Annotated in this window: 21 protein-coding genes; 6 read left to right on the top strand and 15 right to left on the bottom strand. The window is 53.2% G+C overall.

All coding sequences use genetic code 11. The features are described 5' to 3' along the window. Positions 1–21 precede the first annotated feature (21 nt). Genes crcB through CIK78_RS06790 form a run of 3 tightly spaced genes read left to right on the top strand, consistent with a single transcriptional unit; the run spans position 22 to position 1768 of the window. A complete protein-coding gene (gene crcB, locus CIK78_RS06800; RefSeq protein ID WP_096278458.1) occupies positions 22–414 on the top strand; it encodes a fluoride efflux transporter CrcB in 393 nt (130 codons plus the stop codon). Continuing rightward, the gene (locus CIK78_RS06795) at positions 411–809 is read left to right on the top strand and encodes a CrcB family protein (protein ID WP_096278456.1); all 399 of its coding nucleotides are present in this window, start codon (positions 411–413) and stop codon (positions 807–809) included. The genes crcB and CIK78_RS06795 overlap by 4 nt, the downstream gene beginning before the upstream one ends. Continuing rightward, the gene (locus tag CIK78_RS06790; protein WP_096278453.1) at positions 809–1768 is read left to right on the top strand and encodes an arsenic resistance protein; all 960 of its coding nucleotides are present in this window, start codon (positions 809–811) and stop codon (positions 1766–1768) included. The genes CIK78_RS06795 and CIK78_RS06790 overlap by 1 nt, the downstream gene beginning before the upstream one ends. Positions 1769–1821: 53 nt before the next feature. Here the strand turns inward: CIK78_RS06790 and CIK78_RS06785 are convergent, their stop codons facing one another. The 3 genes from CIK78_RS06785 to CIK78_RS06775 all read right to left on the bottom strand — a co-directional run bounded on the left by CIK78_RS06785 (position 1822) and on the right by CIK78_RS06775 (position 6801). Further along, positions 1822–2679 (bottom strand): universal stress protein, encoded by an 858-nt coding sequence (locus CIK78_RS06785; protein ID WP_096278451.1) that lies wholly within the window; start codon positions 2677–2679, stop codon positions 1822–1824. 18 nt (positions 2680–2697) lie between these two features. Continuing rightward, positions 2698–4188 (bottom strand): SulP family inorganic anion transporter, encoded by a 1491-nt coding sequence (locus CIK78_RS06780; RefSeq protein WP_096278449.1) that lies wholly within the window; start codon positions 4186–4188, stop codon positions 2698–2700. A gap of 465 nt (positions 4189–4653) precedes the next feature. After that, positions 4654–6801 (bottom strand): heavy metal translocating P-type ATPase, encoded by a 2148-nt coding sequence (locus CIK78_RS06775; protein ID WP_096278447.1) that lies wholly within the window; start codon positions 6799–6801, stop codon positions 4654–4656. 65 nt (positions 6802–6866) lie between these two features. Here CIK78_RS06775 and CIK78_RS06770 point away from each other — a divergent pair, with 65 nt between their 5' ends. Beyond that, positions 6867–7346 carry a helix-turn-helix domain-containing protein gene (locus CIK78_RS06770; RefSeq protein ID WP_096278445.1) on the top strand — a complete coding sequence of 160 codons (480 nt, stop codon included), beginning with the start codon at positions 6867–6869 and terminating at the stop codon, positions 7344–7346. 7 nt (positions 7347–7353) lie between these two features. On the opposite strand, the gene CIK78_RS06765 is transcribed toward CIK78_RS06770, so the two are convergent. The 3 genes from CIK78_RS06765 to CIK78_RS06755 form a co-directional block, all read right to left on the bottom strand. Continuing rightward, positions 7354–8127 carry a ZIP family metal transporter gene (locus CIK78_RS06765; protein ID WP_096278443.1) on the bottom strand — a complete coding sequence of 258 codons (774 nt, stop codon included), beginning with the start codon at positions 8125–8127 and terminating at the stop codon, positions 7354–7356. 104 nt (positions 8128–8231) lie between these two features. After that, the gene (locus tag CIK78_RS06760; protein ID WP_096278441.1) at positions 8232–8885 is read right to left on the bottom strand and encodes a peroxiredoxin; all 654 of its coding nucleotides are present in this window, start codon (positions 8883–8885) and stop codon (positions 8232–8234) included. A 240-nt stretch (positions 8886–9125) separates the two neighbouring features. After that, positions 9126–10154, bottom strand: a complete 1029-nt coding sequence (locus CIK78_RS06755; RefSeq protein WP_096278439.1) for a CNNM domain-containing protein — start codon at positions 10152–10154, stop codon at positions 9126–9128. A 232-nt stretch (positions 10155–10386) separates the two neighbouring features. On the opposite strand from CIK78_RS06755, the gene CIK78_RS18150 reads away from it, so the two are divergent. Beyond that, positions 10387–10719, top strand: a complete 333-nt coding sequence (locus CIK78_RS18150; RefSeq protein ID WP_318781522.1) for a type IIL restriction-modification enzyme MmeI — start codon at positions 10387–10389, stop codon at positions 10717–10719. A 49-nt stretch (positions 10720–10768) separates the two neighbouring features. Here the strand turns inward: CIK78_RS18150 and CIK78_RS06745 are convergent, their stop codons facing one another. Together CIK78_RS06745 and CIK78_RS06740 are read right to left on the bottom strand one after the other, a co-directional pair. Then, positions 10769–12007 carry a Zn-dependent hydrolase gene (locus CIK78_RS06745; RefSeq protein ID WP_096278437.1) on the bottom strand — a complete coding sequence of 413 codons (1239 nt, stop codon included), beginning with the start codon at positions 12005–12007 and terminating at the stop codon, positions 10769–10771. Next, positions 12007–13194, bottom strand: a complete 1188-nt coding sequence (locus CIK78_RS06740; RefSeq protein ID WP_096278435.1) for a hypothetical protein — start codon at positions 13192–13194, stop codon at positions 12007–12009. The genes CIK78_RS06745 and CIK78_RS06740 overlap by 1 nt, the downstream gene beginning before the upstream one ends. 165 nt (positions 13195–13359) lie before the next feature. Here CIK78_RS06740 and CIK78_RS06735 point away from each other — a divergent pair, with 165 nt between their 5' ends. Then, positions 13360–13848: a MarR family winged helix-turn-helix transcriptional regulator gene (locus tag CIK78_RS06735; RefSeq protein WP_096278433.1), complete on the top strand. Its 489-nt coding sequence runs from the start codon at positions 13360–13362 to the stop codon at positions 13846–13848. 330 nt (positions 13849–14178) lie between these two features. On the opposite strand, the gene CIK78_RS06730 is transcribed toward CIK78_RS06735, so the two are convergent. The 7 genes from CIK78_RS06730 to doeB form a co-directional block, all read right to left on the bottom strand. Further along, positions 14179–14646, bottom strand: a complete 468-nt coding sequence (locus tag CIK78_RS06730; RefSeq protein ID WP_096278431.1) for an S-ribosylhomocysteine lyase — start codon at positions 14644–14646, stop codon at positions 14179–14181. A gap of 48 nt (positions 14647–14694) precedes the next feature. Beyond that, the gene (locus CIK78_RS06725; RefSeq protein WP_096278429.1) at positions 14695–15042 is read right to left on the bottom strand and encodes an antibiotic biosynthesis monooxygenase; all 348 of its coding nucleotides are present in this window, start codon (positions 15040–15042) and stop codon (positions 14695–14697) included. A 61-nt stretch (positions 15043–15103) separates the two neighbouring features. Beyond that, the gene (locus tag CIK78_RS06720) at positions 15104–15781 is read right to left on the bottom strand and encodes a haloacid dehalogenase type II (protein ID WP_096278426.1); all 678 of its coding nucleotides are present in this window, start codon (positions 15779–15781) and stop codon (positions 15104–15106) included. Positions 15782–15919: 138 nt separating this feature from the next. Beyond that, positions 15920–17353, bottom strand: coding sequence for an aspartate aminotransferase family protein (locus CIK78_RS06715; RefSeq protein WP_096278424.1), 1434 nt, complete (start codon positions 17351–17353; stop codon positions 15920–15922). A 72-nt stretch (positions 17354–17425) separates the two neighbouring features. Next, complete coding sequence (locus CIK78_RS06710) at positions 17426–18922, bottom strand: NAD-dependent succinate-semialdehyde dehydrogenase (RefSeq protein ID WP_096278422.1); 1497 nt, start codon at positions 18920–18922, stop codon at positions 17426–17428. Positions 18923–19141: 219 nt separating this feature from the next. Beyond that, complete coding sequence (locus tag CIK78_RS06705; protein ID WP_096278420.1) at positions 19142–19618, bottom strand: Lrp/AsnC family transcriptional regulator; 477 nt, start codon at positions 19616–19618, stop codon at positions 19142–19144. An 8-nt stretch (positions 19619–19626) separates the two neighbouring features. Then, positions 19627–20643: a N(2)-acetyl-L-2,4-diaminobutanoate deacetylase DoeB gene (doeB, locus tag CIK78_RS06700; RefSeq protein WP_096278418.1), complete on the bottom strand. Its 1017-nt coding sequence runs from the start codon at positions 20641–20643 to the stop codon at positions 19627–19629. Between the last annotated feature and the right edge of the window lie 69 nt (positions 20644–20712).

Here is a 20712-nt window from a genome sequence, read left to right as displayed (position 1 = left end):
TTAGGTGGCTAAGGAGGCAGTATGGGGCAGGCAATCGTAAACATGCTGCTGGTGGCACTGGGCGGTGCCGTTGGCGGCATGGGGCGTTTTGCTATTTCCAGCTTTCTCGCTAAGCATTTAGGCAGCGCTTTTCCATGGGGCACACTGGCCGTCAATCTGAGTGGCTCAATCGCCGCTGGCTGGCTACTCGGCACGCTTGGCTTGCCGGACGCTGCAGCCGACAACTCGCTATGGCTGGTCGTAGTGGTCGGCGTACTGGGCGGCTATACCACGGTATCCTCTTTTAGTCTGCAAACGCTTGAGCTTTGGCAGCGCGGCAACGTAGCTCAAGCCGCCGTTAATATTGTGGCTACAGTGCTACTGGGGTTAGTCGGGGTGTACGTCGGCTGGCAGCTAGCCGGAGGCAGCATATGAATGCCATGCTGATGTGCTATTTAGCGGTTGGGCTAGGCTGTGGCCTTGGCTGTGCGTTGCGCTACGCTGTTTCACTCAGCGCGCTGGCCACCTTGGGCAGTTACTTTCCGCTGGGTACACTGGTGGTTAATGTTGCGGGTTCTTGGTTAATCGGCTGGCTGGCAGCGACCGCTACTCGGCGTTCACATGGACGTATTGCACGCTGGCAACCCTTTCTTATTGCGGGTTTTTGCGGCGGATTCACAACCTTTTCACTGTTCAGTTTGGAAACCCTTCATCTTATCCAAACACACCATGTTACGTTGGCCTTGCTTTATGTAGCGGTGAGCGTTCCGCTTTGGCTCGGGGCGGCGCTACTGGGCGAGCGTATGGCATCACAAGGGCGCCGCTCGTAATGCGCGACCAGATGGAAAGGCACCAGTCCTGGCTATATCTGTTATTTATTGGCTTAGGATTAGCACTTGGCATCGCCACGCCAAACACGGCCAGGCCCCTTGAGCCACTGCTGTGGCCCTTGCTGGGAACACTGCTTTACGCCACCTTCACGCAAATCCCGCTGCTGCACATTTCCCGCAGTATAAAAGATAAGCGCTTTATGACAGCGCTGATGATCGGTAATTTTGTTGCTATTCCCGCTTTTTTAGCCCTTATCGTGATGTGGATTCCGCTCTCTCCCGCCGTGCTGGCGGGCATGCTGCTGGTGCTACTGGTGCCCTGCACCGATTGGTTTATTACCTTCACACATATAGGCAAGGGCGATACCGCTAAAGCGGTCGCCGCCACGCCGCTGTTGCTGCTGGTGCAAATGATCGCATTGCCTGCGTATCTGTGGCTTTTTTTAGGCCGTGAGTGGTTCCAGCTAGCACTTTCTAAACCGCTGCTCAGTGCCTTTTTCGGTCTTATCCTCCTACCGTTAGTGCTAGCCTGGCTAACCGGGCATATCGCCCAGCGCCACCCTATCGCCAAACGTGCCGTTCAATATCTTGGGCTGCTGCCGGTGCCGCTTCTGGCGCTCGTGGTGTTTATTATCGCGGCCTCGCAGATTAATACGGTGATTGGACTAAGCTCAGTGCTATTGCAGGTTGTGTTTATTTTTATAGGCTTTTTAACCTTTGCGGCACTGCTGGGTAAAGGGCTTGGCCGCCTATTTAGACTGCCAATCGCGAGCGCCAGAACGCTGGTCTTTAGCTTCGGTACGCGCAACTCTTTTGTCATGCTACCTATCGCGCTGTCGCTGCCTAATGCTTGGCAGGCCGCGGTCGTAGTAATTGTATTTCAATCGTTGGTAGAACTGTTTGGCATGGTGGCCTACCTACGCTGGGTGCCTAGTAAACTGTTGCCGGACACCAAATAGCGGGCATAAAAAAACCAGCCAACGCATACGAAGGCCGGCTTAAAAAGAATGCTTTAACGCAGTATTAAAATGGGAATGCGGCTGCCACGCAGCATGGCCGTTGTGGTGCTGCCTATCAACAAATGTCGAAGGCGTGAATGGCCGTAGGCGCCCATGACGAGCAGATCAATGCCGTGCTCTTTTTCATAGCCCTGCAGGGTTTTATTCACTTCACCCGGGCGGATCGCCCCTTGCGCTTCACGGCCCGCGTCACGCAGCGTAGCCTGCGCCCAGGTTAACTGAGCGCGATTTTCTGCGGTGTCTGCGCCAACAATCAAAATATGGCAGGCAATGCCGTTAAATAGCGGACTTTTCGCCAGCATCTCGATACCCTTACGAGCCGTTTTGCTGCCGTCAAACGCCATCAATATCTTTTCGGGCCGCTGATAGGTTTTCGGCACCATCAGAATTGGTCGGTGCATTTCACGCACTACTTGCTCCAGATTAGCGCCTAAGTGCCCGCTCGCAGAATGGCCCGCTGCGCCGCATTTACCTATCACGAGTAGGCGCATCTCTTGTTCCAGGCCGACGAGAGTGTCGACCAGCGTACCGTTCAACTGCCGAGTAACGGGCTCCGCCGCGCCACCGTCAATCGCCCGCGCTTTGGCGCTCGCTAACATTTGTTGACCCAGCTCACGATTCACTTTAGCGCGCTGCTCATCAACCGCCGAAAGCTCTTCCAGCAATCGCTCGCGGTCGCCAAGATGTAAATTACCTGAGAAATCCTTGCTGCCGGTCACCGGGGAATGATTGTCGACTACGTGTAGCAGGTTCAAAGGCGATGCCAGCGCTTGGCTCGCCCAAACGGCATAGTCGCAAACGCCCTCGGAAAACGACGAGCCGTCAATGGCGGCCATTACTTGATCAGTCATTGTGTTCTCCCTGTTGGCTTAGTGGCCGCCCATCAGCTTCTCAACGGCTACCGGATCGTTGTGAATAGCATAGCGGTCAACGACGGTTGCACTTGCTTCAGACAACCCAACAAGCGCGACGTCTGTACCCTCTCGGCGAAACTTAATGACAACCCGATCAAGCGCCTGCACAGCGGTCACATCCCAAAAATGCGCTCTAGAAAGATCAATCGTAACGCTATCAATGCTTTCCTTGAGATCGAATGCATTTGTAAAGCGCTCTGAAGAAGCAAAGAACACCTGGCCCACGACCTGATACTCGCGCGACCTGCCGACCTTCGTTTCTTTGGAACCGACATACAGAATATTGCCGACTTTATTAGCAAAGAACAGCGCAGCCAGCAGTACGCCCACAAATACGCCGATAGCTAGATTATGCGTACTGACCGTAACGGCAACGGTCGCCAGCATAACGATATTGGTGCTTATCGGATTCTTGCTAAGATCGCGAATCGATTCCCAGCTAAAGGTTCCGATAGAGACCATAATCATGACCGCGACTAACGCGGCCATGGGAATTTGCGAGACCCAGTCGGCTAGAAATACCACCATCATTAACAGCACAACGCCAGCAATCAGCGTAGACAGCCGAGTCCGACCGCCGGATTTAATGTTAATCACCGACTGACCAATCATCGCACAGCCGGCCATTCCGCCCATCAAGCCGGCACCAATATTGGCTAGCCCTTGCCCCTTACACTCGCGATTTTTATTACTTGGCGTATCGGTCAAATCATCGACAATAGTGGCGGTCATCATCGACTCCAATAAGCCCACCACGCTCAGCATTAGTGCGTAAGGTAAAATAATCCACAGCGTGTCTAGCGTTAGCGGCACGTCTGGCCACAGGAATATGGGCAAGGTGTCCGGCAGTTCACCCATATCACCAACGCTGCGAATATCCATGCCAGTCAGCATATAAACGATGGTAAGTACCACAATACATACCAGCGGAGACGGGATTGCTTTGCCGATCATCGGCAAGTAAGGGAACAGATAGATAATGCCCAAGCCCGCGGCAGTCATGACGTAGACATGCCACGTCACGTTAGTCAGCTCAGGCAGCTGCGCCATAAAAATGAGAATGGCCAGCGCGTTGACGAACCCGGTGACCACCGAGCGCGATACAAAGCGCATTAGATCGGCAAGCTTTAGGTAGCCTGCCACAATTTGCAGCACGCCGGTTAGCAGCGTTGCCGCCAGCAGATATTCAAGCCCATGCTCTTTCACCAGCGTTACCATTAAAAGCGCCATGGCGCCGGTAGCCGCTGAAATCATCCCCGGCCGACCGCCGGCAAATGCAATCACCACCGCGATACAGAAAGAAGCGTAAAGACCCACTTTAGGATCGACGCCGGCAATAATGGAAAAAGCAATTGCCTCAGGAATAAGCGCGAGAGCGACCACGATGCCCGAAAGCGTGTCGCCTTTGATATTGGAAAACCATTCTTGCTTACGAAAAAGAGCCATGGGAGTCCACCGTTGAAATACTAGATAAGCCGATCCGCTGGCCGAAGTGACGCCGCAATATGCGCACAACAAACGTCGCTCGCTGGGGTTACAACGTCATTAACGACGGAATCGAATACTGAAACCCGCCCATTAGGCGGAAAAAAAACAATAGCTTGCCGCAACGCCGTAACAGCAAGATTTGCCGGGGCGTATCGCATGGGGAGGGAAACCTAGGGCGGAGTCATCAGCCCTGATGTAGGTAGCGCCAATACTATCTTTAGGCGGGTCATGTTTGAGCGGGTCATTACCATTATGCCTGGCTGCTAAGAAAACGCCTATCCCCTGTCCATGGTACTTGTGGGTACCTATGGATAGACCGCGAAATCTTACCAGCAATTCCCACTCACTGCACCCAAGGCAAACATGGGCGAGAACGCAGCGCCACCGACTTCCTCGCCCAAGCGCTAGTGGAGTACGTTAGCGCTAGCTAATGTCGTTAAAACGATAACGCAATAAGTACAGCGCATTGAGGGTAACCAGAACGGTTGCCCCGGTGTCAGCCATAACGGCTACCCACATCCCGGTAATACCCAGCGCGGTAGAGACTAGAAAAAATGCTTTAAAACCCAGTGCCAGCACCACATTGGTTTTGACGTTACGCATGGTCGCGCGTGAGAGTGAGATCATTTCGGCAATCCCTCTTACACGATTTTTAAGCAGCGCCGCATCGGCGGTTTCAAGCGCCACGTCGGTGCCACTGCCCATGGCAATGCCCACCTCAGCCGCGGCGAGCGCCGGCGCATCGTTAATACCATCGCCTACTTTACCGACCGGCCCCAGCCCTTGGGCCTGCCACTGACGCACTCGCTGAGCCTTATCTTCAGGCATCAGCTCGCCTTCGGCCTCAATTCCCAGCTGCTCACCGATGGCGGCCACCGTGCGGGCATTGTCACCACTGAGCATAACGACAGACACGCCCAGGCGCTCTAACGCTTGAAGGCCGCTGCGTGCATCTTCGCGAGGCTCGTCACGCAAGGCGATTAAGCCTAAGGGCTGCTCATTCTCCAGCAGTACGGCAAGACTTTTGCCCTGGGTTTCCAGCGCCTCAATACGCGCATCCCAACCACTGGGGCGGGCAGCAAAACGCTGCAGATAGCGCGGGCTAACCAGCATTAATTCTCGCCCTTCTACCTGCCCGGCAACGCCCTGCCCTGATAGGGCATGCCCCGCCTGAACCGCGGGCACCTGTACACCTTGATGCCGAGCATAGTTACCAATCGCAACGGCGAGCGGATGGCTCGACCCTTGCTCAAGCGCGGCGGCTAGGCGTAGAACATCGGCACCACTACTGTCAGCCTCAAGCCCTTCCACATCAGTGACAGTGGGCATTCCTGCGGTAAGCGTGCCGGTTTTATCCAACGCCACCCGCTTGAGCTTGCCTAGCTGTTCCAGTACCGCGCCGCCTTTCATTAGTAGGCCGTTTCTTGCGCCCACCGACAGCCCCGCAGCAATCGCCGCAGGCGTCGAAATCACCAGCGCGCACGGGCAAGCTATTAGCAGCAGGGCTAGCGCACGATAAATAGACTCTGACCAGAGCATCGACGAGACAAGCGGCGGCACAATCGCAACCAGCAGCGCCACGGCAACGACAGCGGGCATATAGAAAAAGGCAAAGCGATCAATAAAGCGCGCGACCGGCGCTTTAGCCGCCTGAGCTTCTTCCACTAGCTTAATCACGCGGGCGATAGTGTTATTTTCAGCGCTGCGGGTTACCTCAACTTCTAGCACGCCATCAAGGTTTACGGTGCCGGCAAACACTGACTCACCCTGCTCCCGCTCTCGCGGCATCGACTCTCCATTCACCGGCGACTCATCGATATGCGAACGGCCATCGACAATTGTTCCATCGCAGGGCAGCCGGTCGCCAGGGCGGACTTGCACCCGCTGGCCGGGCACAAGAGAGGCAGCGGAGACCTCACGCGCTTCACCTTGCTCTAATAGGCGCGCGGTAGAAGGGGTCAGCTTTGAGAGCGCAGAAATACTGCGCCGCGCCTGGGCAGCGGCAACACCCTCCAGCATCTCGCCCACCGCAAACAAAAACACCACTACTGCGGCTTCGGCGGCGGCGTTGATCGCCAATGCCCCCAGCGCGGCAATGCTCATTAGCATTTCAATAGTGAAAGGATTGCCTAATCTGAGCGCTTGCCACGCGCGCTGCACAATCGGCACAAGGCCAACAACGGTCGCGGCGACAAAGGGCCATGTGCCTAAATCAGGCCACACAAACTTCAGCACCCAAGCCAGCGTCAGCAAGGCACCACTAACGATCACTAAACGCCCTTTGGGCGACTGCCACCAAGGAGTAGCTTCCCCAGCGTCATGAGCCGCACTCGTTTCGTCAATAATGCGGTAGCCCAAGGCCGTAATCGTAGACTCAATCTCTTGGCGCAATAAAACGTCGCCGTCTTGAGCGGTCAACTGAACCGATCCCGCCACGGCGCTCGCTGAGACCGACTCAACGTAACGTAAGCGCTTTAACGCTGACTCCACTTTACGCTCGCAGCCACCGCAGTCCATGCCTTGCACGCGTAAGGTGAACGGTTGATTTTTAGCTAGTGGAATGTCGCTCATCGCATGGTACTCCAGATTCGTCTATCTTAAGAGCTTAATACCTATAGCGACTAGAGGGTCAAGCAATGGCAGATCAAAATCCACCACCAGCGAATGCAGAGCAATATATTGGTATTGGTGAGCTGGCACGCCAGTCAGGCTGTAAGCCCGAAACGGTGCGCTATTACGAAGGTATCGGGCTGCTGCCTTCAGCGCCTCGTAATGAAGGCAATCAGCGCCGCTATACAGCCACCGCCATCCGCCGGCTGACGTTCATTCGTCACGCCCGTGACTTTGGTTTTTCAGTTGAGGCGGTACGCGAGTTATTACAAATGGCAGACCACCCCACGATGCCATGCGAAGAAGTGGACACCCTGGCAAAGCGCCACTTAGCCGAGGTTGAGGCGCGGCTCGCGAGGCTGACCGCGGTACGCGATGAGCTCACTCGCATGATTCATCAGTGCGAAGGAGGCAATATTGGCCATTGCCATATTATTGATGTACTCAGCGACCACCGCCTATGCCACCAAGCGGGACCACACGGCGGTGCCGATGTTTTACGCTAACGCTTAACTAGCCCAGCCATACATCCAAAAACAGCATAATGACGAGGCCCATTGCCAATCCAAAGGTGGCTTTTTTCTGATGGCCGCAACGGTGCGTTTCAGGAATGATTTCATGGCTGATGACGTACAGCATAGCGCCGGCGGCAAACGCTAGGCCCCAGGGCAGCAGAATTTGAGAAACGCTGATGATACTCGCGCCGAAAAGGCCGCCAATGGGCTCGATTAGACCGGTCAGCGCGGCAATCGACCAGGAGCGCCACTTCGAGTAACCCTCCCCCATTAAGGCAACCGCGACGGCAAGGCCTTCCGGCATATTTTGGAGCCCAATACCGATGGCCAGCGGCATACCGCCTTCGAGCCCATTAGCACCAAAACCAACCCCTACCGCCATACCTTCTGGCAAGTTGTGGATAGTAATAGCGAATACAAACAGCCAGACCCGGCGCAGCGATGCAGCTTCTGGCCCTTCTCGACCTTGGGCAAAATGCTCGTGAGGTAAATGCTCGTTCAGCAGCGCGATAGCGCCCATACCGAGCAAGATAGCAATACAGACAATCGCCGCCGGCACCGGGCCGCCGGAGTAGTAGATCTCGGCAGCATCCAGTGCGGGAATAATCAGCGAAAAGAACGACGCCGCCAGCATAACCCCGGCGGCAAAGCCCAACGCCAGGTCACGAAAGCCGCGACTAGGCGTTTTGCCAAGCAACACCGGTAGTGCCCCTACGGCGGTTAAAAGGCCGGCGACTAAACTACCTAAAAATCCTAACAACGTATTTTCCATGGACAGCACAAGCCCGGTGAGCGATCAATAAAGAAGTAGACGCGCACAATACGTTGTCGTTTAACGCAGTACCACCGTTATAGTTAACACAGCGCCACAACTCGTTAGCGCAGAGTAGTAGTCTTACGCAAATACGGCAGCACGGCACTAAACTCACCAAACTTCTGCTTGGCATCTTCATCCGAAACGCTCGGCGGAATAATGACATCTTGGCCCACGGTCCAATCGGCTGGCGTAGCAACACCGTGTTTAGCTGTGGCCTGCAATGCATCTAGCGCACGCAGAATTTCTGCGAAGTTACGCCCCACTGACATCGGATAAGTCATTGACAGCTTTAGCTGCTTATCCGGACCAATGATAAATACTGAGCGCACCGTGGCGCTATCTGCTGGCGTACGGCCATCGGGCAAATAGGCTTCTGCGGGCAGCATATCGAACAGTTTGGAAACATTCAGGCTGTCGTCAGCGATGATCGGAAAACCGACTTTACTGCCGCTGTAGGTCTCAATATCTGTCGCCCAACGCTTATGATCTTCAACGCCATCCACCGAGACACCGATTACTTTCGTACCGCGCTTTTCCCACTCAGCGCTTAGCTGCGCAACGGCGCCAAACTCGGTGGTGCACACTGGCGTAAAATCTTTAGGGTGTGAAAACAAGATCGCCCAGCTGTCGCCAATCCACTCATGGAAGCTGATCGGGCCTTGGCTAGAGTCCGCTTTAAAATCCGGGACAACTGCATTGATACGTAATGACATGCGCTACTCCTTAGTAGACATTTAGCTTAGGGGTATTTAGCACCTTAATTCTTTATAGATCTTTCAACACACCTAATATAGAACATTTAGCGCTAAGACAGTCAATATCTTTACAGGGTTCCTGATGTTTTCGACTAGCGCGCATACCTCGGCTCTCAATCACCGTATCCAGCATAGAAAAACGGTGCTCGAAAGCACCGTCATTACAAACACCACACATGTAACCGTCTGTTTATTTGGTTATTTTTTACTTTTATCTTCAGTTTTAATGCGCTTTAGCCAGCGCTGTTTGGCATACTGGCGCAGGTTATCGACGTGGTCGGTCTCATCCACAATGTCCCGGCCGAGGATCGTTTCAATAATATCCTCTAAGGTAATCAAACCGACAAAGGTGCCGTGCTCATCGTAAACCACGCGCATGTGCAGGTGATCTTTCAACATCGATGTAAATACTTGCTCTACATTCTGCGATACATCCACGCTGCCAATCGGGTGCATCAGTTCGCGCATGGTTTTAGTGTCATCGGCATGGTACATGTCTGATTTATGCACATAGCCAAAGGCCTGCTCGCCGTTATCCATCACCGGGAAGCGGGTAAACGGCGCTTTACCATACTGCTCGTCAAACACTTCAACCGTCATGTTCGGCAGCACCGTTTGACACACCGTGCGCGGGGTCATGGCGTTGTTTACAACAATATCGTGCAAGTTAAGCACATTAATAATGGTGCGCGACTCGTCCGCATCCAGAACATTTTCTTCAAGACCTACCCGAGCCAGCACTTTAATTTCATCGCGCAGATCAACGTCGTGCTCTGACTTACCTAGCCGGCGCGTAATCTGCTCCGACATCCATATAAAGGGTAGCAAGCAGAGAATCATCGGCTTCAAAAAGCGCGGCAGAAAAGGCGATAAACCACGCCAGTAAGTCGCGCCAATAGTCTTCGGAATGATCTCCGAAAGCACCAGAATCAGCATCGTCATCACCGCAGACACCAGGGCGATTGAGGCTTCACCGAACACCACCGCGGCCTGGGCACCCACCGCCGTTGCGCCCACGGTATGGGCAATCGTGTTGAGCGTCAAAATAGCCGCCAGTGGCCGGTCAATATTCGTTTTTAGCTTCGTCAGCGAGGCGTGTAATTTCGGATTATCTTCTTTTAGCTTAGCGATATGGCTAGGCGTAATAGAGAGTAGCGCTGCTTCAAGGATGGAGCATAGAAAAGAGAGGGCAATCGAAAGCGTGGCAATCGAGATCAGGAGGAACATGGGGGCCTAAAGCAAGGGGTTGTCTGGCGTTTATAAGACCAACATATTAGGAAGTCAACGATTATTTAGCGAGGCTCTGAAATGCTCAGGCCATCCCGTCATTTTCATTAAACATGCTAACATCTAACCCTGCTTAACTCGGCCCCATACCCCTGCCTCAAAGGAACCCCGTTGATGCTTGAAGCGCCAGCCCCATTGCCAGCAATGATGTCGTTAATGTGTTTATTGAGCGCTGGCAGCACACCATCGGGACCGAAAAGCTAACTATCAGCTATTTCTTGCACAGCTTTGCACACTGCTTGAGCTGCCCACGCCCGAGCCCGCCTGCAAAGACAACAGTGAGAACGCCTACACCTTTGAGCGCCGGGTGGATATTCAAAACCCCGATGGCAGCGAAAACCGCGGTATTATTGATTTATATAAACGCGGCGCCTTTGTGCTGGAAGCCAAGCAAACCGGCAAAGGGCTTGAAACCAAAGGGTGGGATAAAGCCATGCAGGCGGCCTACAACCAAGCCGACCAGTACGTGCGCGCCCTACCCGCTAAAGAAGGCCGCCCCGCCTAGATAGCCAACATATTTCTACTATCTCGCAATTTAAAGTGATGCATATTTTTCACTCAGAAAGAGCTTTGGCGGTTCGAAAAATCACCTCAATCCCCTTCGCAAGCTTATCGTAGTCGGTCCATTCCTCAGGCGCATGAGAGATGCCATCGCGGCTCGGGACGAAGATCAATCCCGTCTGCGTTATCTTCGACAAGATCATAGCGTCATGCCCTGCACCACTGGGCATCCAACGCCACTTTACTCCACTAGCATCGGCATCTTTAGCGAACTGTTTCTGAATACCTTCGGCCATTGGCGTGGACGGAATGGTTATCTTCTCGTTGATCTCGAATGTAAGACCACTATCAGAAAGTTGCTTCAACTCTGTGCGAAGCTTGTCCTTGATCTCGGCAACGTTTTCCGCCTGCGGAGACCGTATATCGACGCTGAAAGTGACACTGTTAGGAATGACATTCGCACCACCTGGTTGAGCCACTATACGCCCGACAGTGCCGACAGCGGCTTTATCAACCTCTGCAACGATACCAGGAATCCGCGCGATAACAGCAGCTGACCCGACCATTGCATCTTTTCGGGCATTCATGGGTGTCGTTCCCGCATGACCCGCCGCGCCGGTCACGGTCACCTCTATCTGCGACAGCGAGACAACCTCTGTGACGATGCCGATGTCTTCCTGATTTTGCTCAAGAATCGGCCCCTGCTCGATATGCAGCTCCAGAAAGGCGTGAAGGGAACCTGCGGAAAGCACCACTTCGCCAGACCTTGAAGGGTCTAACCCAAAGTCCGACATCGCCTGCGCGACGGATATTCCATTTTGATCTTTCAGTTCATGCAGTTCTTGCTGTTTGACCTGACCCGTCAGAAGCCGAGAACCCAACAGTCCGCTACCGAAACGGCCACCCTCCTCCTCAATCATCGCAATAATTTCGATAGGCCGTTCAGGTTTTATGCCAAGTTCATGAAAAACAAAAGCGGTCTCAAGTCCGGCGACCACCCCAGCCGGACCATCAAAGTTCCCGCCGTTCGGAACAGAATCGAAGTGCGACCCCACTAACACAGGCGGAAGATCTGGTTTTTTACCTTCAATCCGTCCAAAAATATTTCCAACGGCATCTTCTCTCGTCTTAAGCCCTGCCTCTTTCATTTTACTCAGTAGATAATCGCGGACATCCCTATGCTCTGCACTGTAGGTAAGTCGAGTAGTTCCCTTACCAGGTGTCGAGGTGAATTGCGCTATACATTCGATCATATCCTGGACTCGGGATTCATTAATGTGCTGCTGTGTCATTAGATCAATCCTGTGAAAATACCTGCTATAACAACGGACACCATAGTCACCGTAACGAATCCGGCGACCAGCATAGAAGGCATCATATGTGCAGAAAGTGCTGCGCGCTCCTTCTCATCGTCGGTAAGTGTGTTGACTACTTCATTAGTAATAACGTAGTCCGCGGGGAACCCATAAAGCGCTGTCAGTGAGCAGGCAAAGGCCATAGCTGGCGTCATCCCAAAAATTTTGCCCGCAATGTATGAAAAAATATACATGCCAACGATGCCGATAATAATCGCCCCAAACATGGGCCCTGCGAGATCAAGCAACATTTCAGGTGTTGCCCGATTAAGGCCACCGAAAATAAACAGCATCAACACCATGATGATAAAGCCGAAAGAGTTTGCCGACTGCAGAGGCTGGCGTTCGAGAAAGCCAAATGAAGATGCGAGTACGCCACCAATCAGACAAAGTACAAAGGGGCTGATATCGAAAAAAGGTTGAAGCAGTTGAGCTACACCCCACGCCAGAAAGGCAACAACCCCTAGCCGGAAAAGCTTGAAGTAAACCGTGTTATAAGCAGGCGGCAGCTTTTGAAAGAGGCGCGGCATCGGATTTTCATTCGATGTCGAACTGGTTGCAGCATCATTGACTGTCCATTGACCGGCGCGATAAAGGCTGAGAACGCGACGCCCTTCTCGTTGTAGCATCATCGACGTTAGAGGATAGCCGATGAACCCCTGCATCACGTATATCAGGATAGCAAGCACCGCAAGGCTTTCGAGACCGGCCTCAGAAGCCGCCTGCGACATGATCAGTGAGGACACAATGCCGCCGGTTAGTGGAGGAGTTGCTACAATTACTGTTTGGTAATCAAGGAAAAGCCGTCCCACAGTGAATAGAATTGCTGCTATGCCGGCGATACCGGAAAGCGCAATGACGACCGTTCGCCACTGGCGCTTCAATTCATCGATCGACAGCAACGTTCCCATATTGGTAATTAGCAGATATATAGCGAGATAAACTACGGGTGTTGGAATGCCCGCAATCTCAACTATATTTTCGGGAAAAAAAGTCCAATAACCGATCAAAAATAAGACGGCGCATACAAAAACGGAAGGCAGCTTGGATTTGGTACGTAAAGCGACAACATCGCCAATGTAAAGAATGAACACAAGTATTGCGAAGGCTGCTAGTTGTGGCATGAGAACCCCTCCTCTCGGTTTGAACGCAGCCCGCTGAGTAGCCTTCAACTTGTAATATGCTGCGCGCTAAAACTCAATATAGATCCATATGGATTTATATTGCAAGAGTATGGTGGTATGAGGTGGTATGAGGTGGTATTAATACTGTTGAAAGGGGTATCAAGGATGACTGACAAAGGGTTTTCAATGCTTGAGGAGGTCTTCTCCTCGGATCTGTGCTACCTGATGGCGATGAGTCACATAGTACTGGCTAATAACCAAGTGACGAGCCGCTTCATCGAAAAAAACTACGATATGCCAGTAAATGCGTGGTCAACGCTTTATGCAGTCACTTATTTCCCAGGCATTCTGGCAAAAGACGTACAGATTCTCTTCCCGCGACCACAGAACTCAATCAGCCGAGCTATCAAACTTCTTGAAAATCGTTGCCTGATCAAACGCGAAGTCGATAATAATGACACGCGGGCGAAGCAGCTCTTTCCTACCACCGAAGGCGTCGCCTTGCTTTCAGAGATCAAAAATAAGGTGGTTCGGCGCCAAGAAGAGGTATTTGGCGCGCTAACAGACTTAGAACGAAAAACGTTTCTGAGCCTGTGCCGAAAGATCATTAATAGTGGCGCGTTGAATGACTCCTCAGCGCTCGAAGTATTTTAGGATCGGCCCAGAATAGAGCTAAATCACAACTGCGTAAGCGCCGGCGATATTAAACAGCGTTTTACGGCTGACGTGTATGGCGCACTGGGTCAGCTCCGACACATCGTTTGGCCCTGCCGCAAGCAATAGCCACGCGCATTAACACAAGCTTTAAGCCAAGCGAAAAGCAGCTTATTAAAGCCTCTCTCGCGGGAAAATGCGTTCCCTCTACCAGCATGTCACCGTGGGTGGGCATTTTTGTATCCGTTAATGTACAGATAATAAAAACGCCTCCTGGCTTATATGCTCAGAAGGCGTTCAGCTTACTGCTTTTCTGGAGTTAGCTAGAGCTTAAGCAAACACTTCGGTCCATTCGCTGCGTTTGGCCAGCAGGTTACGCGCAAGCTCCTGGGCGCCTTCCAAGCTATGGCTAGCGGCCCAGCCGCACTGCATTTCGTTGCAGGCGGGTACGTCGGTCGCGACGAGCACATCGTTCAGCGTTTGTTCGATGATGGCCAGTACGCCGTCGTAATCATCGTGATTAATCATCGCGATATAGAAGCCGGTTTGGCAGCCCATCGGGCTGATATCGACCACTTTATCCGTGTGATTGCGTGATAACTCAGCCATTAAATGCTCAAGAGAGTGCAGCGCGGGCATCTCCATGTGCTCTTTATTAGGCTGGCAGATCCGCAAATCGTATTTATGGATACGGTCGCCGTTCTGGCCTTCTTTAATATCCGCTAGCCGCACGTACGGGGCTTTCACCTTGGTATGATCCAGGTTAAAGCTCTCGACGTTCATTTTTTTCTCAGTCATTTTGGCTCCTTTTCAGCGTTGCTGTTAGGCCTAATCTACACGCTAAAATTAAACCTTCGGCGCGTCAAAATTCAAGGGTTCATCGGTATAGACGCACACGTTGGCATCTTCAATATCACCATCCGGCGATTCAACGTGCTTAGCAAAGAAATCCTGAATCTCTTTACGCTGACAGTGGGCTTCAAACTCTTCACGGCTGGCCCAAATTTCATGAAAAACGATCGGGTAGCCGGCGCCCTGAGCGAAGGGGTTGTCGATCTGACGCGTCACTGTGTAGTGAATGCAGGCGTCTTCACGGTGCGTATTCGGCTCTAATGACTGAAGCGCTTTGAATACCGCTTCTTCTTTGCCCGGCTTAGGCTTAAAGCCAGCAACGCAGTAAATTTTCTCTGACATGTTCGTATCCTAAGGCATTAATTGGGCGTCATTATGCGACTTGTTGAAGCGGGTTACCAACCTAACCAATAAGTCGATCAGCCAGTGTTTCTAAATCAGTGACTGTCATATCCGGCTCTATTCCCCATGGGTCGAAAGGCGCATCGGAGCGGCGGCGGATCCAGGCACTGCGCAACCCCGCATGGGTTGCTCCAATCACGTCAAACGGATTACTGGAAATCAGCCACGTTTGCTCGGGCCTGGTTTCTAAACGGCTACGCAAATGCGCATACACGGCGGGGTCGGGCTTAAAGCGCTTCACCTCGTCGGCACTAATGACATCGTCCATGTGGTTCTCAACGCCTGCGCGGGTGAGCAGTTTAGATACGGCGTCTGCAGTGCCGTTCGAAAATGCCACACAGCGAATGCCCGCACTGCGAAGTTGATCCAACGCTGGCACTACATCGTCGAAAGCGGGCAACTCTCCATATACGGCCATTAGGTGATCGTGGTCATTATCAGAAAGACCAGTATGCAGCGCACGATCAACGAACACTAGCGCTTCGCGCGTACATTCGGAGAACGGCACATAGGCCCCCATCAGGCCATGGCGAAAGCTGTATTCAAGCTGTTTGTCGCGCCAACGGCGGGCAAACTCATCTACTTTAGCAGCATCCTTCAAGCGCCTTCCTAGCTCAACTGTGACTCCCTGGGTATCGATCAGCGTGCCGTATACATCAAAGGCTAATACCGGTTGCATCGTTGGCTACTCCTTCACTATCGAATGGCTTACCTTACGGCTGAATTCAACATTAAGAGTATTAAGCATAGCCGCCCCCTTCAAAAATAAAAACGCCGCAGCGCTGGGCTGCGGCGTTTAAGCGGCTAAAGCAGGTTATCAAACCGTAAACGCAGCTTCTTGTTTGCCGGTTTTAAGATCACCTGAGCGCGTAAGCTCATCGGTAACGCGGTCGATGGCGCGCTTGGCACGACCAATCATCTCGTCTACTTCGCCACGGTTAATGGTTAGCGGCGGCGCAAAGCCAAGAATATCCCCTTGCGGCATCGCCCGAGCTATCAGGTTCTCTTCCATGGCAGCAGCGGCAACGCGCGGGCCGACTTTGAGCGCTGGCTCGAAATGCAGGCGCTGGCTAGCATCAGGCGAGAACTCTAGCGCGGCCATTAGGCCAACACCGCGCACGTCACCCAGCAACGGGTGGCCTTCGAAGTTAGCTTTTAGCTGTTGCTGAAAATAAGCGCCAGTTTCAGCGGCGTTACCCACCAAGTTCTCACGCTCGATGATATCCAGATTGGCAAGCGCGGCAGCACAGCCTAACGCATGGCCAGAGTAGGTCCAGCCGTGGCCGATCGGGCCGTATTCACCGGTGCCCTGTTCAAGCACTTGCCACACTTTCTCACCGACAATCACGCCAGAAAGCGGCTGATAGGCGCTAGTCAAGCCCTTAGCGATAGTGACTAGATCCGGCTTCATATTATAGTGATGGCTGCCAAAGTCAGAGCCGGTACGGCCAAAGCCACATACCACTTCATCGGCAATCAACAGCACGTCGTACTTATTCAGCACGGTTTGAATCGCATCCCAATAACCTTCCGGCGGCGGCACGATCCCACCCGTACCCAGCACCGGCTCGCCAATAAAGGCAGCGACGGTATTCGGGCCTTCTTCCAGAATCATTGTTTCTAGTTTGTCAGCACAGTAGGCCGAAAACTCTAGCTCCGTCATGCCGTGCTGTTCGGCGGCGCGCAGATAGTAATGCGGCGCTTCGGTGTGCCGAATCGTGTCAATCGGTAAATCGAAGTGATCATGAAACGCTTTCAGGCCAGTCAACGAACCCGATGCGATACCCGAACCATGGTAGCCACGCATGCGCGAGATGACTTTTTTCTTCTGTGGGCGACCCAACACGTTGTTGTAGTAACGCACAATTTTAAGCTGGGTTTCGTTGGCATCGCTTCCGGACATACCGTAGTAAACCTTGGACATGTTCATGCCCGCGATTTTAATAATGCGCTCGGAAAGCTCGATCTGAGGCTCGTTAGAGTGGCCCACGTAGGTGTGATAGTAAGAAAGCTCTAAAGCCTGCTTATAGATCGCTTCGGCAACTTCGGTGCGGCCATAGCCAATGTTCACGCAGTAGAGGCCCGCAAAGCCGTCGATAAACTCGCGGCCATCTTTATCGACAATATTGATGCCTTTACCGCCGGTAATCACACGGCCCGGCAAATCACCGTGAGCAAAGTCACGCAGGTGGGTAGACGCATGGAAGGTAACTTTACGGTCGCGTTCGATTAAATCCTGATGCAAGCTCATAGCGTTCTCTCTGTACAGTAAGCCTCCCCGCATGACGGGGAAGGTATTTTTAAATTGTTTTCAACTTGGCGACTAGCTGCCAGACGCTGAACCCAGCGCGCCTAGGCAGTAATATTTCGTTTCCAGATATTCATCGATACCCGTGGCGCCGCCTTCGCGCCCTAGGCCTGACTGTTTTACACCGCCAAAGGGCACCGGCGGGCCGGTCATTTTTACTGAATTAACGCTGACCATGCCGTACTCCAGCGCCCGCATCAGCTTCCATATACGGCGTATATCATGGGTGTAGACATAGGCGGCAAGCCCGTACTCAGTGTCGTTGGCCATTTCAATGACTTCATCGTCCGTGCTGTAGGCGGTAATGCCTGCCACGGGGGCAAAGTTTTCTTCTCGCCACACCTTCATCTTCGCCGTGACGCCGGTTAGCAGTACCGGCATAAAGAAGTTCTCACCTGGCGCTTTGCTTTGATCACCGCCAATCATGGTGGCGCCTTTAGAAACAGCGTCATCAACAATCGCAGCGGCTTTTTCCACCGCCTGACGGTGAATTAGTGGGCCAAGATCTATCTCGCCGTGCAGGCCATTGCCTACGGTGAGTGCCGCCATACGCTGGCTGAACTGCTCTACGAACTCATCATGGATCGACTCGTGTACCAGAATGCGATTGGCCGCCAGGCAGTCTTGCCCTGCCGTTTGGAACTTGGCGTCAATCGCCGCGTAGGCAGCCTGCTTTGGATCCATATCTGGACCAACAATAAACGGTGCGTTGCCACCCAGCTCCAAAGAAAGCCGCTTAACGGTATGCGCACTCTGTTCGATCAACAGCCGCCCCACCCGAGTGGAACCGGTGAATGAGAGCGCGCGAATACGTGACTCGGCGCAGAGGATTTTCGAGACTTCCGCAGGGTCACCCAGTACAACGTTAAAAATGCCGGCCGGAATCCCCGCGCGCTCAGCCAGCTCCGCCAACGCCAGCGCCGAGAACGGCGTTTCATTGGCAGGCTTGACGATCACAGGGCAGCCAGCCGCCAGCGCCGCCGCGGCTTTACGCGTAATCATCGCCAGCGGAAAGTTCCAGGGCGTAATCATCGCCACGATGCCGACAGGCTCTTTAATAGTGCCCAACGACGCATTCGGAATATGGCTGGGGATGGTTTCACCGTAGGTGCGCTTGCCCTCTTCAGCAAACCAGCGCACAAAGCTTGCGCCGTACTCGACCTCACCGCGAGCATCGGGCAAAGGCTTGCCCTGCTCCAGCGTCATGATCGTAGCGAGGTCTTCACGGTTGGCTTGAATCAGGTCATACCAAGCTAGCAAACGCTCGCAGCGCTCGTCGGCTCGTAGCGCCCGCCACTGCACGAAAGCAGCGTCAGCAGCATCAACAGCGGCCGTAATCTGCGCGGCTTCAAGCAGTGGGATATGGCCAATAGTGTCATTGGTAGCAGGGTCATAAACCGCTTCTTCTCGACCGCCTTCGCCGTGGGTCCATTTACCGTTCACATAGGCGTACTGCCGAAACAGTCGCGAATCTTCCAGGCGCTTGGCAAGCGTGGTCGATAGTGTGGTCATGGAAACCTCTCCTCATGCAGCCTGGCTAACCGAGCACTGCAATAGCTGTGTGGCATTGTCAGCAAGCGCTCATCAGCCTTGCCATCGAATGCATAGAGGTTAACGGAGAGTAGCCACGAAGTGTTTTTGAAAACCAAGGCTTATCACGCGACTTTTTTTGTCAGCGGGCGCTTAACAGTGGTTTTTTTTGGTGGTTCGCAATAAAAAGTAAGCGCTTTATTAAATGACACCGTCAGTATCGATACCAATAGGCGCGTGCTTGACGGTTTTAGTCACAATATACGTAAAATAGCGTTCTATACCTGCTTCAGACACTAGCCACTTATCCATCAGACGCTGATAACTATCGATGGTTCGGGCTTCAAACTTCACTAGGTAATCCACACCGCCGCCAACCGCCACGCATTCCGTTACGTCTGGCGTCTCCATTACCAGCGCTTCAAAGCGAGCAAAGCTTTCAGCGTTATGCTGCTTCAGTTCGATTTGAACCCATACCGGGTTGCGAGGCCCCTGCACCTCGCTATTGATACGCGCGCTGTAGCCTTCAATAATGCCAGCCTTTTCAAGGCGCTTTACGCGTTCCCAGCAGGGGCTGATCGAGAGATTAATCGCCTCGGCCAGCTTCGACTTAGTGATTCGCCCGTCTTGGGAGAGAATGTCGAGAATTTTCAGGTCAAAACGATCAAGTTTCATCATGCCGGGCGTTACGCCTCCAGGCGTTCAACAACATCGGCAATCACCGCCAGGGTGTCCCCCATATTGATTAACGAAGGCGCACGACGCGCCATTAAGATACCGTCGCGCTCTGCTTTATAAGCAACCGGATCAGTGCCGCTGCGGGTCATATCGTATACGTACGCAATCGTTTGGCCTTTCTTAACGTCATCCCCTAATGCGACCAACAGCTCTAACACACCGGAGTGCTGACTCTGTACGTAGCAGCTAGCATCGGGCATATCCAGGTAGACCTGCCCTTCTGCCGGCATATCAACCGTGCCCTCTACCAGGCCATAGTGAATTAAGAAATTACGCACGCCGCGCTCGGCAATCGCCATGCTTTGGGGCGTAGACGTACCGCCGCCGCCAAGCTCAGTGGCCACAAACACTTTGCCTTGTCGCTCGCAGGCGGTGTCGAAAAGTTTTTCCGCATCCAGCTCAAACATCACCATTGCGTACGGAGCGCCGAAGGCTTTTGCGCCTTCCAAAGCGGACTGCTGCTGGGCCTTATTATCCAGCACGTGAGAGGCGCCAAACGGTAGAATATCCAGCGTGCGGCCGCCGGAGTGCAGATCAAGCACTACGTCCGCCATCGGCACCAGTACGCGCGTGAAGTAGTCGGCAATTTGCGGCGTAACGCTACCGTTAGGGTCGCCGGGAAAGCTGCGATTCAGGTTACCTTTGTCCATCGGGGAAGTGCGCTTACCCGCCATGACCGCGGGCGTGTTCATGCACGGAACGATAATCACGCGACCCGTTACGTCTTGCGCCTGCAACGATGAAGAGAGCTTCAGCAGCGAGGTAATGCCTTCGTACTCATCGCCGTGGTTGCCACCGGTCAGCAGCGCCGTCGGGCCATCACCATTTTTCACCACCGTGATAGGGATCATCACCGCGCCCCAGGCGGACTCGTCGGTGGAAATCGGCAGCTTTAAAAAACCGTGCTGTACGCCATCGGCATCAAAATCAACGGTGGCGGCAATCGGGCTAGGTCGCATCGTCATGCAAAATTCCTTAAGGTGGCAAACTGCTATTTATTCAACCGCTATTTATTCAACCGCTATTTATTCAAC

Origin of the sequence: Halomonas sp. JB37 (assembly GCF_002332255.1) — a bacterium.
GTDB lineage: Bacteria > Pseudomonadota > Gammaproteobacteria > Pseudomonadales > Halomonadaceae > Vreelandella > Vreelandella casei.
Note: the sequence above shows the minus strand (reverse complement) of the source record. Positions and strands in the feature narration are given on the sequence as shown.